This is a genomic window from Paenibacillus baimaensis (genome assembly GCF_025567575.1).
In genome coordinates this window covers 567,350-585,662 of the sequence record NZ_JAOQIO010000007.1, presented here as the reverse complement: position 1 = coordinate 585,662, position 18,313 = coordinate 567,350, and the positions used below count along the sequence as shown (strand labels likewise).

Here is an 18,313-nt window from a genome sequence, read left to right as displayed (position 1 = left end):
TAGTTATTCCAACATCCCGCGCCCAAGCACGGTCATTTCCTCGTATGCAGCGCCGTCATTGAAATACACTTTGTTATGCAGATTAACCGTGCTGCAAATATGGTTCGGGATGATCCGCAGTCGGCTGCCGACCTGCAGGTTGGCTTTCTGCGCGTTCGGGCCAAGCCGCAGCATACCATGCTCTTCCGAGAGCCGTTCCAGTACAGCGTCGTCCAGACCATCGATATGGCCGAAGCCCTGGAGCATGAGCGGTTCGACATTCGGTTGTACATCGGTGGCAAACGTTTTGCTGCCGCCGTCGACAACAGCGAGATCTTCTGACGGTCGGCTCACGACTGTGACCCATACGCTGCCTGCACAATCATCCAGGCTGCATACGCCCAGACGGGCCTGCATGCGATCTTGATACACATAAGTACCCGGTCGGATTTCGGTTACGCCCTCCACAGCCGCTGCATACATGCCAGTAGGAGTTGAGCCTACACTCACATCGACGATTGGAATGCCATTCGCGCGCAGCCGCGCAGCCAAATCGGCCATGATGTGGCCTTCATCCTCACCTGCGGTTTGCAAATCGAGTGTTGGCTTCTGCTTGTAGATCGCTCCGCGGAACGTATAGATGCCCGTCAACCGCAAATGCTCTAAGCTATGGATACGTGTGGCCAGCTCCGGTGCCTGATCGTACAGCACGCCAGTTCGACGCAGACCGGTATCGATCTCCAGTCTTACTTGAAGCTGGTGGCCGATGCGGCCGGCTGCTTCGTTCATACGTTCAGCACCCTCCAGGCTATCTACAGCTGTAATCAATGTGATTTGTTGACTGAGGCGGATTGCGCGTTCGAGCTTGTCAGTCGTCACAAGCGGATAAGCGATAAAAATATTTGTTATCCCATGCTGTGCCATGATCTCAGCTTCGGACACTTTGGCTACGGTAATGCCTACAGCTCCGGCTTGCAGCTGCTGATGGGCGACCCAAGGCAATTTATGTGTTTTGGCGTGGGGACGAAGCTGAACCTTATTGCTGCGGGCCACCTCCGCCATCTTGTGAATGTTACGCTCCATTGCCGCTTTATCTATTTGGATAAAAGGGGTTTGCGGTTCCTTATTTACGGTCGACTTGCTTGCTGCTTCGCTCATTCCTGGTCCTCATTCCTCTCAGTTTGAGTTTTGCTTTCTTCCAAATAACTGTACAGCGTGTACTTGGAAATGTTCAAGTAGCTGCATATTTTCTCACCGCTCTTTTTTACCAGGAAAGCACCTTTCAGGTCCAACAGCTGAATCATCTTCATTTTGTCCTCTTTCGTCATCGCGGCTACCGGCTTGCCTACCTGCTCCTGAGCTTCCTGAAGCAGGGCTTCGAGCAGGTCGCTCACATTGCTGACGAACGATTCCTTCACATCTACCTGCTGCCCACCAGTCGTGAGTGAATCCAGTGTTCGCTTTGCCATCATCAGATCAGTCACATCATAATTGATGCATATGGCTGCAATCGTTGCGCCCTTGCTGTTTTTCTTGTACAACGAAGTGGAACGAAGGATGCGGCCATCCTTGGTTTGGGTAATGTAATTGAATCGATTTCCATTAACCTGGCTACCACGCAAAATTTCCAATCCCAGATTCGTACCAGGGTCGCCGACCTTCCGTCCGGTTATATGACCATTCTCAATCGCTACAATGGTACTTTCGTAATCCCCGGTCAAATCATGAAGCACGACCTCGCACTGATCCCCGAATTGAGCGGCAATACCTTTGATCAGATCGTTAAAGAACTCAAAATCCTCACGAATAGACTCCATCATTCATCACGGTCTCCTTATTTGAAAATAACTCATGTAAAGTAGCGCCTGTAAAAATAGTAACACAAACAAAAATAAATTCAAACATAAATTTAGTTAGAATGAATAAAAGTTTGATTCATTTGATTTATCTGACGATCATATAAAGCTCTATGAACAATTTGTGGGCTGTATAAAAAAATGGCATAAACCACAATATAAGGATGAGGTGGGGCCAATGTCATTATCCTGTGAAAAAACGCCACAATTACAAATTAACCAAATATTCGAAAATAGCTACGATTTCATATGTGCAGAAACGGTATTGAATCATACAATCGTACATATTTGTTATTTGCAATCATTAGTGAATTTTAAAGAAACGCTGGATTTGTTAGTTAATCAGCTCAGCGATGCCGAAGAGGGTATGGATCCAATTCGGTATATAGCATTGTCCTATAATGTCAGAATGAATCTATCCCTGGATGAACTGGTTAAATCTGTATTGCGGGGTATGTTGATTGTTTTTAAACAGGATGAGATCGAGCATGTAGTGTTTGAACCTTTACATCCTAATATTGCCCGGAGCGTCGGCGAAGCTCTAAATGAGAATCCCATCCAAACATCCATGGATGCTTTTACCGAAGATATGAAACTGAATGTTGGTCTGATGCGCAGAAAACTGATGACACAAGATTTAATCATTCAATCACATTCCTTAGGATCTGCTTACCCGCGTGAATTGGCGGTTCTTTATCTACAGGATCAGGCCGACCCTAAGATGGTCAAGCTTATTCAGGATTGCTTAAATGAGAATAAAATGATGGACATATCTGATATTCAGCATTTATTGAAAGCATTAAAACAGCCACGGTTCAGCCTCGTTCCAACCTATGTGACTTCAGAGCTTCCCGTAACGACAAAGCACTACCTGCAGGATGGACGGGTCGTGATTTTATTGGATCATTTTCCGTTTGCCATTTCGTTTCCTGCTATTGTAACGGATTTCTGGGCAGTGAAGACCGATCAGGACCATCCGGTCCCTTTTATGATTTTATATCGAATTATACGTATAATTTCTCTATTAGTAGCCATTTCCATGCCCGGCTTGTATGTGGTCCTCAATGCTGTCAATCCTGAGCTTCTGCGAATCCAACTTGCGGTGTCTATTACAGATTCCAGGGAAGGGGTTCCGTACCCGGTATTAGTTGAAGTCCTGCTCATGCTGATCATCATTGAAATGGTCATTGAAGCGAGTATTCGGCTTCCCAAAAGCATCGGTCCAACGATCACGATGGTAGGCGGTATTATTCTTGGAGAAGCGGTAGTTCAGGCCAGACTGATGAGTAATTTTTTGATTATCATCGTAGCGGCTACCACCATTGCGCATTTTTCATTGGGAACGTATATGAATTCACTCTCGATTCGATTGTATAAGTACGTAGTTATTTTTTTCAGTGCTTTATATGGAATTTTGGGTTTAATGTCCTCCCTCGTTCTATTGTGTTTCTATTTGGGGAGTATTACCACCTTTTCCGTCCCTTATTTGAGTTATACGGCAAAAAGAGGGAAATCTGATGAATAAAAATTTGGTTTTAATTTTATTTTTACTTGTTCACCTTTCTTTGTTTTTTTACCTGTATCCGGTGAACATCATCGAAGCGGCAACGAAAGGCAGCTGGGAACCTATACTGGTCGGTTTTCTGTTGGAGGCACTTCTTACTGGCGTCTATCTTAAGGGATTATCGGCTTTTCCAGGTAAGGATATTGTCGATATATTCACTGGAGTTTCGGGAAAATGGATAGCAAGAGCCATGCTTGTTCCCTATTTCATTTTTCTGTTTGTAAATTTCAACGTTGCTCATCGTATGGAATTGGATTCGGTTAACGTTGTACTCCTGCCCAAAACCCCGATGTTATTTCTGTTGTTACTTTATGGGATTCCCTTCTACGCTGCCTGGAAAGGCATTCAATCTATTGCACGAGGGGCGGTAATAGTGAGTGTTTTCGGTGTGCCATTAATCCTTTTTTCCTTGATGAGTGGCATCAAAAACTTTAGTTTTCAACAAATTTTCCCTTTGTTAGATACCCATATGACTTTCTTCAGTAAAACACAATTTTATTCGGCGCTTTTCGCTCACACTGGTTTTTTGTTTCTGGGGATGATAGGTCTCAAGGATAAGGTAAGCATGCGTTATATCATTCCGGTCTTAATGATGCTTTCCTTTTTTGGACTGTGCGCTGTTTATGTACCCTTATTGATTTTTGGTCCTGAAGCGATTATTTATTTGCGATATCCCGTCGTGTTAACCTCGGATACAGTCGATATGGAATGGGTCATCTTTGATTGGCTGCCTACATTTTTTATTATTTCTACGATAGCCGTCTCTATGGTGGAAGCAGCCGTATCCTTCTGGATCATGACAACCCTATTGCAAAAGCTGTTTTCCTTCCGAAAAAGAGGAGTGGCGATCATTGGTTTAGGCATCTTGTCGTATGTCTTTAGTGCGATGATCGTCAATACGGATTGGCTGGATCGACTGAATTCATGGAATACGATCTTTTGTTTGTACAGTATTCTTGTAATCCCTATGATGGTATGGATGATGAGTTCAAAGTATAGGAGGAATTCCGCGTGATACCTCGCTTGATGATCCGTATAGGACTCTTTCTGTGCTGTCTGGGTTGCCTCGGAATTCTTACTAGCTGCTGGGACACCAAGGATATTAACAAAAGACTCATGCCTGTTGTCATGGGGGTTTGCAAAAATGGCGATCAGCCCTACAAAATTATTTTACAGATTCCGAGTCCTCAGAAGAAGGGGTCTCAATTCTTAGAGGGTGAAGCCCAGACGATTAACAAGGCAATAGATGAAATACGTACGAAGTCTGAAAAAAGTGTTGACCTGCTTCATTTAAGGTTATTTCTAATATGCGAAAAGACGGCAAAAAGTAACATAAATGACATTGTCAATTATGGGGTACAGGCAAACGATATTTCGGTAAAAGGATTAGTCGGTATTGTGAGAGGTGATTTCGAGCAGACGATGCATCACAAAATCCAATCCAATCCGGAGCTGTCTTCCTATGATTTTTTCAGTGAACAGGCGGGGTGGACTCCCGACAATACGATCAAGCGGCTCTGGGAAGTATTTCGTGATATTAATTCGTATACACAGGATATGGCCATTCCTATTCTTAGTAAAGGAACCGACACTCTGTATAATTTCGAAGGTTCTGCCATTATGCGAAGGGACAAAATGGTGGGTGATATTTCTCCGGATGAAACCTTGATTTACAATGCCTTTCAAAGAAAGTATACAGGAGGAACGATAGAGGTTTCGAAGAATAGCAGTGTCTTGATTAAGAAGGCAACGATTAGCCATAAAGTGAAGTGGACGGATGTAGGTCCCAGTATGCAAAGTCGGCTGAAATTGGAGGTAGTCATTGCAGAGAATAGAGATATCCTATCCGACGATGATATTGCAAAGCTGCTTAAAGAAGATATCGAAAAAAAAGCAGAAAAGCTCATTAACCGACTGCACACCTATAAAGCCGATGCCCTTGGCATAGGACAATATTTTCGAAGAATCATGACGGAGAGTCAGATGAAAAATTGGAAAAGGCAATGGTTCCCACAAATGAAGCACGAAGTCACAGTAGATATAACGATTCTCAACAACATTTATTTTAAATCTACTAATAAAATGAAGTCAAGACCTGGTACTTCACCAGAAAGTAAATGAAATGTAACCGTGTTAAATCATTAAACAGCACCTAGTTATACCTGTAATGGGAGCGTTATAATATTAAATATAGAGGGCCTGCTGCCAATCTGGAGGAGGTCATTGGTTTCAAAGGGGGAGAGAACAATGACCATAAACAAGAGACAGTTATTTTTCTCGCTTCGTTTGAAGTTTTTACTTGCTTTTACCTTATTTATTGTGGCTCCCGTTCTATTGATGATGTACCTATACTTCGTTCAATCTGACAAAATATTTATGGAAACGATGACCGATACACAAACCCAGGTGCTGAAGCGGGTTACGGATCGGGCTGACGATATGTTGAACCGTACTTTAAATGTTTCTAATCTGCTCATTAACGATTATGATGTTTTGCAGTTGCTTAGAAGCTCGGGGCTGTCTAATTTAGATGATTACCCAACCTATCAGAGGGTCATTGGTCTACAAAGCAAGATGGACAATCTGATCGCCTATATACTGGACAACCATGCCGTTGTTGCAGTTTATGGGTTGGATGGCAGCATTTATGCGACAAATCAGGATGAAACGATTCTTAAAGTAATGCCGGATTACGTGAAGCAAGCCAAAGAAAAAAACGGTGCTCCTGCCTGGGACGTCAATCCTTCATTGAAAGTTAAAGGTCTTGAAGGGAACCAGGAGGGGGGCTTTATTACCATGGTCCGGTTAATTAAGGGTGAGACGACAAAGGGGTACGGCTTGGTCTTTATCGCATTTCCCATCAAGGAGATGTTTCTCGGGTCCAGTGGTGTAGAGGAGGATTTTCGTGCCCAGTTCCTGATATCCGATAGGAGTCGTTTGCTGTGGGGACAGGATGATTTGTGGAACCGGATTGAATCGGGTAATGAGCAATCCCTATTTACACAAACCTTAAAAGCAACAGGCTGGCAGCTGCGGTGGATCCCCTTGCAGGAACCATGGCTGCAGCAATTGAAAAACGTACGTTCCACGACGACATGGAGTGTTATCATTGTATTCGCATGCTTCCTATTCATCTATGTCTACTTTACGCTTCGATTAATGAAGCCTATTCGTTCGCTCGTGCAGGCCATGGGGAAAGCATCATCCGGAAATTTTGAAAAGCCAGCTCTGGCGGGAGGAAATGATGAAATCGGACTGCTGAGCCACCACTTCAATCGTATGCTGTCCAGCTTGAAGGAAATGGTTGCAACGCTTCGGGAAGAGCAGCAGCTAAAAGAGGAAGCGAGATTTCTTGCCCTGCAAGCCCAGATTTCACCTCATTTCCTGTTTAATGCACTCAATTCGATTAAGTGGCTGGCCTTATTCTCAGGTGCCAAAAACGTCGCGGATATGATTACCTCCCTTGGTATTATGCTGAGCTACAGTATGAAACAGGAGAGCGAGGTTGTCACATTGAAAGCAGAGCTTGATTTTATACAGCATTATTTTGCACTCCAAAAAATTCGTTTTAATGATAATATAGAGTTGTCGATTGATGTCGACGAAAATTTGTTGTCTGCCCGCATGCTTAAATTCACCCTGCAGCCTATAGTGGAGAACAGCATCATTCATGGGAATCGAATACCGCTGGTCATCCGCATCACAGCCTATCATGAAGATGACTTATTGTTCGTCACCATTACAGATAATGGGCAAGGGCTGTCTGAGAGTAAGCTTGCCGATGACGATTCTCAGAGATCCGATCCCATCAGGCAAGGGAAATATAGCGGAATCGGGCTTGAGAATGTACAAAGTCGGATACGCATGCATTTTGGCGAACCGTATGGGCTATTTATGCACAATAGGTTGGATGCGGGAGCGGAGACGGTGATCAGGCTGCCTTGGAGGGGGATGGAAGATTCAGCATGACAAAGCTTTTATTAGTGGAAGATGAGTTTCTGGTGAGGCTCGGACTCAAGACATTTATTCCCTGGGAGGAGTTCGGGTTTGAATTGATCGGTGAGGCTGTAGACGGATTGGATGCGCTTACCATTCTTGCTGACAAGCCGTGTGACCTGTTGATTACCGACATTTCCATGCCGAATATGGATGGAATCACGCTGATGGAACGAGTGAAGGAACGATATCCACACATTAAAATTTTAATTTTATCCAATTATAATGATTTTCAATATGTTCAACGTGCCTTGCAGCTGGGTGCTTCCGACTATATATTGAAGCTGACCATGCAGCCAGAGGAGCTTCAAGCCAAGCTGCAGCAGATCCGGGTGGAAATTGAGGATGAACGTAAAAAGCAGGAGGAAACGCTGCAGCTGAACCGGACTGCGTTTCAATTTCGTCAAGAAATAACGATTGAAAAGCATTTGCGTGATCTCATGACCATTCGTTACTCTACACGGGAAGCGGATGAGCTCTCACAGGAATATGAAAAGCTGCTTCCGCCCTTTCCGTGGACAGTTTCGATAATGAAAATTGACCGATACGAGTTTGTTGTCGAGGAGAATCGCTTTAAGAGTGAAAAGCTGCTGCGTTTTTCCGTAATGAATATACTTCGGGAAATTATGCGCAAATATAAGGAAGGTCACATTGTGGAACTGGATGGAGGGCGTTTTGGGATGATATCCGGTATGGGGGCGGAGCCGATGCTGCTGGAGATGACGGAATGTATCCAGCGTTATCTGAAGCTGCCTGTCTATTTCGGTACGTATTCCCCTGTTGAACGCGTATACGACCTGCATGAAGCATACCGATTTGCGGAAGAAGCACTTTTGGGGAGATTTTACGATGACTCGAATCGTGTCATTCACTACAGAGAGCAGATGTTTGTTGATCAAGCTTTACCGGTTTCTTCGCAGGAAGTATTTCTCGATTTGATGGCCCGGCAGGACCAGCATGCACTCCAGAATGCCATCAGGAATATGGCGGATGCCTATTTGGAAGACAAGATATCCCGCCCCTATCCTGAGTTGGTCAGGGAACGTTTCCTGCAAATTGTACATCTCTTCGAGGTGTTCCTGCTGCATAAAGGGGGAGACCTTTATTCCATCATGCCCTACGAAGGAAAATATCCTCACCATGTAGTGAGAACCTCGGAGTCCTTCCAGGAGATCAGCATCTGGTTGAGTGGCTGGATTGCAGTTTTCTTCGAGTATGTACGCGCAACCACGGTCCATCAGCCTCGCCCCGAAATTCAAGCCGTGCAAAGAATGATCGAAGAAAAGTACAGTACTTCTTTTAAAATGTCCGATTTGGCAAAGGAAGTTAATTTTACGGAACCGTATTTAAGCTCCTTGTTCAAGAAAGAAACCGGCGAAACGATGATTGAATATATGATCCGTATACGAATGAAAAAAGCGAGGGAAATGCTCAAGGATCCCAATGTTAAAATATATGAGATTGCGGACGCGATCGGCTATTCCGATCCTAACTATTTTGCCAAGTTGTTCAAAAAAATTGAAGGGATCTACCCGCAGGAATATCGCAAGCGCTACATTCATTAAAGAGGTAATTCAAAAAGTCGATAAAATAAGACTGGTAAGATCTTAAATGATTTCATTACGCAGGAATGATCACTTTGTTATTCTAATGATGTTCCAACCGGATGAAAACAAGTAAGAGAGGGGTTTTACCAATATGAAGAAATCGATTTCTTCCGCACTATCACTCACCATGGCATTCAGTTTGGTTCTTGCTGGCTGTTCAAAAGGCGACACCACAACAAGCTCATCTCCCGCCGCAGCGACCACGACAAGCAGTGCGGCTCCGAAGAAGGCCGTTAAATTGAAGCTTTGGGGCGGTATTCCTGAAGAGAGCGGGCCCAAGGATGTGGTTACAAAATGGAACAGCGCGCATCCTGATATTCAAGTGGAATATACACGTTATGTGAACGACGATAGCGGCAACACGAAGCTTGATACGGCTCTTATCAGCAACTCCGATGCCCCGGACATCTTCTTCAGCTATGGCGAGACGAATTACAATCGCCGTGCGAACGCGGGAGTCACCTTTCCGTTAGATGATCTGATTAGCAAGTACAAGCTGAATGTGGATGATATTATCGGCAAAGATAATGTCGTTCCATTCAAAGGGAAAACGCATTATTTACCTGCGATGAAGCTGCTATCTTCCGTTATGATTAATCAAACGGCCTTGGAAAAAGCAGGAGAGAAGATTCCCGCTCAGGGATGGACATGGGACGACTATATGGCACTGGCTGAGAAGCTGAATACATCGAACCAGAAGGGCAGCTTTATCAAGGTTCCAGACGATAGTATGGTACGTTTCGCCATTCTTGAGAACAAGCCGACCGATTCCTACTATACAGCTGACGGATTATCCACCTTCGACAGTCCTGCCGTCAAGAAGGGCTTGGAGTATCAAAAGGCGCTTCAGGATAAAGGCTTATCCGTCAAGTGGCCGGAAATCATCGCCAACAAGCTGCTTCCTCCAAACGAGCTTTTGACTGGTAAAGCGGCGATGATCTTCGGAGGTACACATTTGCTTAGAAATGTAAAGGATGCCAAAAGCTTTCCGCATGACTTCAAAACGATTTTTGCACCAGTGCCACAGTTGGAGAAGGGCGGCAAAGTAAATACGGCGGGCTTTAATGACTTTATGTCCATCAACAATACGTCTTCCAACAAGGATGAAGCCTTTCAATTTATTTCCTGGTACCTGACGGAAGGAAATTTGCTGATGATTCCGGGTGGACGTCTGCCTTCCTCCAAGAAGATCGATGTGGATAAAGTGGCTGATCTCATGGTTGAAGATGCAGCAAACCTGATTAATGTGGATTCGCTGAAGGCTCTGATCAAGGGCGATTACACGTTCCCCGTTCAAACGATTTCCACCGCTTTACCGGAAATGACTAAAATCATTAACGAGGAAACCGAGAAATATGTAATGGGCGTGCAGCCTCTCGAGAAAGCAATCCAGAATATGAAGACAAGAGCGGATCAAGCGATTAAGGCTGAGAAAAAATAGTTAGCGTTAGATCAAGAGAACCTGACACACTTCCCTATAGGAAGTTCTGTCAGGTTTTTAAGTGTGTACTGATTTCCCTACATCTTAAAAACAACCGTGTAACAACCTAAATCACGCCATTCCACTCGGGATCATTACTGCTTATGATTCAGGTATGGATTTAATATAGCTGAATGAGGTGCATCATGCGACGAATGTCCAAACATAACATGAAAGAACAAGTGGCGGGTTATTTGTTTATTTTGCCGAACTTTCTCGGCGTTTTTTTCTTCGTCATTCTCCCTCTGTTGTTCAGTTTTATACTGATTTTTGCAGATTGGGACTACTTAAAGGGTTTTGACGGGCTTAGCTTTGCCGGACTTGGCAATCTCCAGAAATTAGTGGATGACGTTTACTTGTGGCGTGCATTGATCAACAATCTTATTTTAACCGGAGTAACGGTGCCCAGTGCGATGGCGATCGGTTTGGTAGTAGCTGTACTGTTGAATCGGCATGTGTATGCCAAGGGTGTATTGCGAACTTTGTTTTTTCTCCCTTATGTCAGCAGTCTGGTTGCCGTGTCTGTAGTGTGGAGCGTGCTCTACAATGCTCAGGAGGGTCCGATCAATGCATTCCTGAGATCATTAGGCGTTGAGAATGTCCCAGGGTGGCTGGGAAGCAGCTCTTGGGCGCTGCCGGCGATCATCATTATGGTCACTTGGACCTACATCGGATATACGATGGTGCTATATATGGCAGGACTACAAGGAATCCCCAAAGATTTATATGAAGCCGCTTCGATTGATGGAGCAACAGGGATAAGGCAATTTTTCAAAATCACTATTCCTATGCTGCAGCCAACTACCTTTTTAATTGCAGTCACGCTGATCATTTCGACCTTTCAGGTCTTTGCCGTTGTGAATGTGATGACGCAGGGCGGGCCGATCAATTCAACGATGGTGATTGCGTATCATATTTATCTCACCGCCTTCCAAAACTATAAAATGGGTTATGCGGCAGCGATGTCGTGGGTTTTGTTCGTCCTTATCTTTTCAATTACTTTGATTCAATGGCGCGGCCAGAAGAAGTGGCAGCAGCATTTTTAATGAAGGAGTGTTCAAGACTTGTTATCGTTGCGAAAAGTAAGCGTTACGCTTGTTATGTTGGTTTTGGGTGTGTTGGTCATGATTCCGTTTATCTGGATGATTTCTTCATCTTTCAAAATTCAAGCCGATTTATTCAAATACCCGATCGATTGGATTCCCAAAAGACCGATTCTTTCGAATTACGAGGAGGTTTGGGGCGGCAAATATAAATTTGCCTTGTTTTATTGGAACTCAGCCAAAATCACATTCATTACGGTGGTTGGCTCCATCATCACCAGCTCACTGGCCGGGTTCGCATTTGCCAAGCTGAAATTCAAGGGAAGAGACTTTATCTTCCTTATGTACTTGGCTACGATGATCATCCCAGCCCAGGTGCTGCTTGTCCCCAGGTTTATCCTGTTCGATCGGATTGGCTTGGTGAACACCCATATGGCCGTCATTTTACCCGGGATTTTCACCGTTTTCGGCACCTTCCTGATGCGGCAATTTTTCAGTACGATCCCGAACGAGCTGCTTGAAGCAGCCAAAGTGGATGGAGCCGGATTCTGGCGTGTTTATTGGCAAATTTGTTTGCCATTAACGAAGCCTGCCATTGTGACACTTCTCATCCTTACCTTTACCTGGCATTGGAACGAATATGAGAACCCGTTGATCTTCCTGCGTTCTAGTGATTTGTTTACGCTGCCGATTGGTCTTTCAAGCTTCGTGGATGAATACGGTGCTAATTATTCATTAATCATGGCTGCATCTGTGTCAGCATTGCTTCCTCTCATCATCATCGTTGCCGTCTTCCAAAGATTCTTTGTTGAAGGCATTGCCAGCAGCGGCCTGAAAGGGTAACAAAGTCCGGTGAAGGATATTGGGCCGCTCAGTTCCTTATTCACCGGATTTTTAGAACATATACAAGGAGTGATATGCATGAAGGATACCATTAACGATTTTGATATTGTGATTGTCGGGGCAGGCGTAGGCGGTATTTGCGCAGCTTTAGCGGCCTCCAGATTAAACTGTAAGGTGCTGCTTATTGAAAAAATGAGTGAAATTGGCGGGACCGGGGTGCATGCAGCCGTTGCCTTGGTGTGCAAATTTCGTGATCATGACGGACGGTGTGTGAACACAGGTATTCACAAGGAATTATTTCCACAGGCCTATCAGAACACAGGCTTGACCTTCAATGAGGAAACGGTATCCAGCTATGATGAACAGGAATTGAAAGAAACCTATCATCGATTAATTCAAAAAGAGCGCAATCTGACTGTTTGGACCGACTGCGAAGTCGATGGCGTACAGGTGGAGGACGGAAATATTCGTTCGTTGACGATCACAGGAGCTAAACAAACTCGTGTATATGGCCGCGTGTTCCTTGATGGGACAGCAGACGGAAATTTATCTGTATTGGCAGGAGCCGAGTTTCAAAAGGGTCGTGCAAAAGATGGAAAGATGCAGATGGCGACGGTCACCTTCAAGCTTACCGGATTCGATCCCTCGCTGTTTAAAGTAAAGGATGTTACTAGCTGGGGCTGCTTTTTTTGGCTGGAAGAGACGCTCAAACCCTATTATCTTGCGATGAAACAGAGAACGAACAGCACTAATTTGCGTCAAGGCGTTCTGGCCTTCCCTTACCCGGATGGAAAGGCGTTCCTGTTTAATTCGACTGCTGTGAGCGATGTAGATCCGACAATTCCGGGAGCAGTTGAACGTGCGTTTGAAACAGGGAAAGTTCAAGTAGTGGAATTGGTTGAAGCGATTAAGGAGCATCCTGCTTTTCGGAATGCCAAGATCGAGAATATCTTTACAAAGCTTGGAGTTCGTGAAGGCCGCAGAGTTATCGGTGACTATATGTTAACCGGAGAGGACTGCCTGGGTGTACGCAAGTTTGACGATATGGTGGCTGCTTGTGCTTATGATGTGGATGTACATGATCCTGATGGAGCTAAAAATCACCAGGAGTATATGACTATGCTGCCAAGTCCGGGGTATTATCATATTCCGTATCGCTGCCTCATCGCTAAAGGACTAAACAATCTGTTGTTAAGCTCGCGCTGCATTAGCGGCACATTTGAGGCTCACGCTTCTTATCGTGTGATGTCGGGAATTAGTGCCATCGGTGAAGCGGCAGGAACCGCAGCTGCTTTAACAGTCAAATCGGGCTTCAGCGATGTTCGCGGCATTTCTGCGGAAGAGATACGTTATGTCCTGCAGACCCGAGGGCAGTTCGTAGAAGGTCCTGTTAAGGAAACATATGTAATGTGTAAGTAAAGACGCATTTAACCGTCAGTAGGGGAGGCGCTGCGCAAGCAGACCCTTCCTCCGATCACTGTTGCAGCCGGATTCTCTGATTTTCTTGGCCCTATTAGGGTAAGAATCCGTCTGCAAAGGTGAGCACCGCGTTTCCAGTATAGTTGTTACTCAAATAAGTAAGCGCTAACAATCGGGAGAAATGATATTTTTATCTGAAGGGAGTTTTCATCAAATGAATAAAATGCTGGTTCGTCTAGTTTCAGTATTTCTGGTATTGTCTCTACTGTTAGGGAGCGGGTTCACCCTTATTTCGGAAAGGCAGGTGGCATATGCATCAGCACTTACCATCGAGCAAATTACGGTGGGAAACATTTTCTACGAAAATGATACGAAAAGCTTCAAAATCAATACGGACGGTGACTCGATTGATTGGGTTTATTCCGATTATTGGGATCATATCGTACAGTCCGGCAGCCAGGCGGTAAGCGGCGGGAGCGTCCTGCTCACTGTTAATCCTGGTAAAAAGGGATGGTTCAACCTGGTTGTTACCGCCAAGCAGAACGGGAATATTATTGCCACGAAAGATACATCGTTCGCTGTGGTTTCGAATTTCGATCTGAGCCAGGTGGTGGATTCGCATTTTTCCGTGCAGACACATGCCGCCCGAACCGACCTTATTGCTCAGGACTCGGCAGCTCTGATTCCGATTGCAAGAAAGATGGGAGTTAAATATATCAGAGATGCCTTGAGATGGGGAGACATTGAGGATACGACGAAAGGGATATATAACTTTAAAGCCTACCATGATGATTTCATGTCGCGTGTTGCATCGAATGATCTCAAGCCCTATATGACCCTGGCGTTATACAATGATTTATATGACGGGGGCAATGCGCCAACGAGTCCGGAGGCAAGGGCGGCATTTGCCGAATATGGCAAGCAATTATTGAGCAGATACCCCGAGGTTGGTCAGGTGGAGATTTGGAACGAGCCGGATATTCCTTCGTTTGGTAAGGGACTTAGCACGGAGGCAGAGAAAGCGGATTTCTATTACAATTTGTTAAAAACATCCTACGAGCAAATTCATCCTCTCTATCCCAATGTGAAAATAACGGGGTTTGTATTTGGCGAAATGGGTTCAGATGCATTTTTGGAAGCGCTCTATCAGAAGGGTGCGCTAAATTATTTGGATGAGTATTCGTTTCATTCGTATACGAGAAATCCTGAGGATTTCGTTAAGGATATCAACAGGCACAAAAATATAATGAAAACCTATAACAACAATCAAACCGTTCCGATCAATCTTTCCGAGACAGGCTTCAGCAACTTTAATTTCGATGAGCATGTTCAAGCCAACTATGTAGCCAGAAGAATTGTCACTGCTTTGGCAAATGGCATCCAAAAAATCAATATTTATAATTTGCAAAATAAATCGACGGTTCCGGGTGAATTTGAGGGGACTTTCGGTTTGATTCGGAATCCTGATGATGCCAAAGGGGCCTATGTTCCTAAGCCTGCCTATGCTGCTTACGCAACCATGACCCGGGAATTAACCGGGGCGGATTTCCAAGCAACGGAGGAGGTTTTCCCTGGCATATATATTCACAGGTTTCATAAAGGAACGGAGGATATTCGGGTAATGTACGCTCCTACGGGAGCCGACCTCAAGCTTTATACGCACGATAGCCTTGATGTCACGGACATCATGGGAAATACGCATGCTTTAACACCGACGAATGGCTATGTGCAAATTCGGCTGGATGAGAACCCTATTTACGTAAAGGGTGGATTGGAAGCTCCTTATATCGAAGAGATTCCACCGAGCAGTACAGATCCGATCACTTTGTATACCGGATACAGCACAGGTGGATATACAGAGGTCAATGGGCCTCTGGGAACTGCTACGAATAAATGGGTGACTTCTTCCGTGCTCAAAGGCTATAACGGGGGCATATCGAGAGCGATTACGATTCCGACCGGTGCATCCGCCAAATGGACGCCAACTGTTCCCCAGACAGGACAGTATAGAATCTCGACTTATCTTCCCGGAACACCCGCCGCTCCGGTGAATACGACCAAAACGGCTGCCTATTCGATCTATATCAACGGAGTGAAACAGGAAACGAAGACTGTCGATCAATTCTCCCTGCAAGGTTCCTGGCAGGTATTGGGTTCGTACCAGCTTCCAAGGGGAGCCAATAGCTATATCCTGCTGGAAGACGGAAATCCTGCTCACGATCGGCCACTGCGGGCGGATGTCATCAGGCTGGAGATGATTCCTCCAACAGGGATTGCTCTGGATACGGGTTCACTGAACCTGCGGGTTGGAGATACTCATACCTTCACGGCAGTGTTTACTCCTGCCGAGGCGACCGACCGGACGCTAGTTTGGACCAGCTCTGACAATCAAGTCGCGACTGTCGATGCCGAGGGACAAGTGAATGCCGCGGGGGCCGGAGAGGCGGTGATTCGTGTCACAAATCCGCTAACCTCGCTCTACGCGGAAGCAAGGATCCAGGTAACGATACCCCCGATTGAGCGGGTTACGATCTATAATAGTTATGGTACCAACGGGGGATACACGGAGGTTAATGGTCCGCTTGGAACCGCTACGAATAAGTGGGTGACTTCAACGGTTCTCCAAGGCTATAGCGGCGGCATATCACGAGCGATCACGAATCCAACAGGCGCTTCCGCCAAATGGACGCCGACTATCGTCCAGCCCGGACGTTACCGGGTATCGGTTTATTTACCGGGAACACCCGCGGCTCCCGTGTATACGACCAAAGCAGCCGAGTACTCCATATATATCGATGGTGTGAAGACAGATTCGAAGATCGTTGATTCTTATACACTCCAGGGCTCATGGCAACTGCTGGGCATCTATGATATGCCGCGCGGCTCTACCAGCTACATCATTGTCGAGGATGCAAATTCAGCCCATGACAGGCCCCTTCGCGCGGATGCGGCCAAGTTCGAGTTCATCCCTGCTACAGGTATCAGCCTGGATACCCAGACGCTTAATGTGCTCATAGGAGATACGCATCAGTTTACGGCAGGGATCACGCCGAACGACTCAACGGATCAAGCTCTGCTTTGGAGCAGCTCCAATAGCGAGGTGGCAGCCATCGACGCCCAAGGACATCTGCGTGCCTTGGCTGTTGGCAGCACGGTGATCCGTGTCTCGAATCCGTTGACGTCCCTCTATGCCGAAGCCGAAGTGAAAGTGACTCAGGTGGATAAGACAGCACCAACGACAACAGATAATGCTCCGGCAGGCTGGGTAAACCATGATGTAACCGTAAGCTTGAACGCAAGCGACAGCGAATCAGGGGTTGCAGCTGTATATTACACAGTGGATGGCGGTGCGCAGCAAACCGGCACGACGGTTACATTGACATCGGAAGGCGTTCATACGCTTAGCTTTTGGAGCGTGGATAATGCAGGTAATATTGAATCCCAGCACATGACAATCATTAAGATCGATAAAACACCGCCGGCAGAAGCAGCCTTAACAGCGGATAAGACAGCACCGACCGCCACCGATGTCACTGTAACAATCAGTTATCCGGCAGATGCCATGGAGAAAGTATACAAAGTGGGTGCCAATGGCACATGGGCTGCTTACCTTACACCTGTTGTTGTTTCAGAGAATGGTACGGTGTATGCGAGAGGAACCGATGCAGCTGGCAACCTGTCCAATGAAACCAGCTATGTGATCAGCAATATTGATAAAGTGATCCCAACGGCAACCATAGCTTACAGTACAACCACGACAACGACTCAAGCCGTGTATGCAACACTGACACCGAACAAACCTGTAACCATCACAAATAACGGCGGTTTAAGCAGCTATACGTTCTACTACAATGGCAGTTTTACTTTCGAGTTTGTTGATTCCCATGGTATGAAGGGTACGGCAACGGCAATTGTTAACAATATCTTATCGAATAGCAAGGCCAAACCGGGTGTAATCACCCTTTCAGATGACAATGGGTACGATACAGGTATTCAAGACGGCAGCTACCAGATTACAATGAACATGTGGTATGGAGAGAATGGCAGCCTTTATAAGCTTTATGAGAATGATGCATTAATCGATACGAAGGTTGTTGCAGACAACTCACCCCATGCACAGGCAGTGACTACCCGAATTCATGAAAAGAAAAATGGGACCTATCGCTACTATGCAGAGCTTATCAATGCCTACGGTACAACGACGAGCGGTACACACGTTGTCACTGTATCAAAAGCAGCACCAGACAAACCGATATTATCGGCTGATAAATGGGATGGTGATGGAAACTTCAAGGTCAGCATGAACCTGTGGTGGGGAACCAACGGAACAACTTATCATTTATATGAGAACGGTGTTCTTATTTATACAAAAGCGATGAGGAACCATACACCTTCTGCCCAATCAGCAGTGACAGCGATAACCAATAAAATAAAAGGCAGCTATGAATATCGCGGTGAGCTTGTCAACTATGCGGGTGCCACATCGAGTGATACGATAATTGTACAAGTGACACATTAGTAAGCAT

12 protein-coding genes are annotated in these 18,313 nt (G+C 45.6%); 10 read left to right on the top strand and 2 right to left on the bottom strand.

The window, feature by feature from the left end:
- Positions 1 to 3: 3 nt before the first annotated feature.
- Together OB236_RS04190 and OB236_RS04185 are read right to left on the bottom strand one after the other, a co-directional pair.
- Positions 4 to 1,137 carry an alanine racemase gene (locus OB236_RS04190; protein ID WP_262682907.1) on the bottom strand — a complete coding sequence of 378 codons (1,134 nt, stop codon included), beginning with the start codon at positions 1,135 to 1,137 and terminating at the stop codon, positions 4 to 6.
- Positions 1,134 to 1,796 (bottom strand): helix-turn-helix transcriptional regulator, encoded by a 663-nt coding sequence (locus tag OB236_RS04185; RefSeq protein WP_076229622.1) that lies wholly within the window; start codon positions 1,794 to 1,796, stop codon positions 1,134 to 1,136. The genes OB236_RS04190 and OB236_RS04185 overlap by 4 nt, the downstream gene beginning before the upstream one ends.
- Before the next feature lie 217 nt (positions 1,797 to 2,013).
- Here OB236_RS04185 and OB236_RS04180 point away from each other — a divergent pair, with 217 nt between their 5' ends.
- The 10 genes from OB236_RS04180 (at position 2,014) to OB236_RS04135 (ending at position 18,306) form a co-directional block, all read left to right on the top strand.
- Positions 2,014 to 3,360, top strand: a complete 1,347-nt coding sequence (locus tag OB236_RS04180) for a spore germination protein (RefSeq protein WP_262682906.1) — start codon at positions 2,014 to 2,016, stop codon at positions 3,358 to 3,360.
- Positions 3,353 to 4,414: a GerAB/ArcD/ProY family transporter gene (locus tag OB236_RS04175; RefSeq protein ID WP_262682905.1), complete on the top strand. Its 1,062-nt coding sequence runs from the start codon at positions 3,353 to 3,355 to the stop codon at positions 4,412 to 4,414. The genes OB236_RS04180 and OB236_RS04175 overlap by 8 nt, the downstream gene beginning before the upstream one ends.
- Positions 4,411 to 5,520: a Ger(x)C family spore germination protein gene (locus OB236_RS04170; RefSeq protein WP_262682904.1), complete on the top strand. Its 1,110-nt coding sequence runs from the start codon at positions 4,411 to 4,413 to the stop codon at positions 5,518 to 5,520. The genes OB236_RS04175 and OB236_RS04170 overlap by 4 nt, the downstream gene beginning before the upstream one ends.
- Positions 5,521 to 5,646: 126 nt before the next feature.
- Positions 5,647 to 7,368 (top strand): histidine kinase, encoded by a 1,722-nt coding sequence (locus OB236_RS04165; protein WP_262682903.1) that lies wholly within the window; start codon positions 5,647 to 5,649, stop codon positions 7,366 to 7,368.
- Positions 7,365 to 8,960: a response regulator transcription factor gene (locus OB236_RS04160; protein WP_262682902.1), complete on the top strand. Its 1,596-nt coding sequence runs from the start codon at positions 7,365 to 7,367 to the stop codon at positions 8,958 to 8,960. The genes OB236_RS04165 and OB236_RS04160 overlap by 4 nt, the downstream gene beginning before the upstream one ends.
- Before the next feature lie 133 nt (positions 8,961 to 9,093).
- Positions 9,094 to 10,443 carry an ABC transporter substrate-binding protein gene (locus tag OB236_RS04155; protein WP_262682901.1) on the top strand — a complete coding sequence of 450 codons (1,350 nt, stop codon included), beginning with the start codon at positions 9,094 to 9,096 and terminating at the stop codon, positions 10,441 to 10,443.
- A 194-nt stretch (positions 10,444 to 10,637) separates the two neighbouring features.
- The gene (locus OB236_RS04150; protein WP_262682900.1) at positions 10,638 to 11,528 is read left to right on the top strand and encodes a carbohydrate ABC transporter permease; all 891 of its coding nucleotides are present in this window, start codon (positions 10,638 to 10,640) and stop codon (positions 11,526 to 11,528) included.
- An 18-nt stretch (positions 11,529 to 11,546) separates the two neighbouring features.
- Positions 11,547 to 12,368, top strand: a complete 822-nt coding sequence (locus OB236_RS04145; RefSeq protein ID WP_262682899.1) for a carbohydrate ABC transporter permease — start codon at positions 11,547 to 11,549, stop codon at positions 12,366 to 12,368.
- A gap of 78 nt (positions 12,369 to 12,446) precedes the next feature.
- Entirely contained in the window at positions 12,447 to 13,787 is a 1,341-nt protein-coding gene (locus tag OB236_RS04140) for an FAD-dependent oxidoreductase (RefSeq protein WP_262682898.1), read from the top strand.
- Between the two features lie 214 nt (positions 13,788 to 14,001).
- Entirely contained in the window at positions 14,002 to 18,306 is a 4,305-nt protein-coding gene (locus tag OB236_RS04135; RefSeq protein ID WP_262682897.1) for a golvesin C-terminal-like domain-containing protein, read from the top strand.
- Positions 18,307 to 18,313: the final 7 nt, after the last annotated feature.